Genomic DNA, 419 nt, shown 5'->3' with positions numbered 1-419 from the left:
GGCATCCACGGAGAGCCGGGGATCGCCGAGCAGGCCATCCTGCCCGCTGCCGATCTGGCCCGGATGCTGCTGAAGCCGCTGCTGGCGGAACGGCCCCAAGGCCATGACGGCCGCGTGGCCGTGGTCCTGAACGGCCTTGGCCGCACGAAATACGAGGAACTGTTTGTCCTGTGGCATCACCTGACCGGGCTGATGACCGACGCTGGCCTGACCGTCATCGACCCCGAGGTCGGAGAGTTCGTGACCAGCCTGGACATGGAGGGGTGCTCTCTGTCGATCCTGTGGCTGGACGATGCGCTGGCCGATCTGTGGCGTGCGCCTGCTGATGCACCCGCCTTCCGCAAGGGGACCGTGGCCTCCCAAGGCGCGCGTCAGGTGGCCCGCGAAGGGGCAGCCATCGCAGCGGTTCCGCGCGGAGA

General features: G+C 68.5%; 1 protein-coding gene. It reads left to right on the top strand.

Features of this window, described 5'->3' with window-relative positions; genetic code table 11:
- Positions 1 to 419 (top strand): dihydroxyacetone kinase subunit DhaK (locus TW83_RS09295; RefSeq protein WP_045982496.1); only part of this gene is annotated, 419 nt, incomplete at both ends.

This window comes from Paracoccus sp. S4493, from assembly GCF_000967735.1.
Lineage (GTDB): Bacteria > Pseudomonadota > Alphaproteobacteria > Rhodobacterales > Rhodobacteraceae > Paracoccus > Paracoccus marcusii.
Note: the sequence above shows the minus strand (reverse complement) of the source record. Positions and strands in the feature narration are given on the sequence as shown.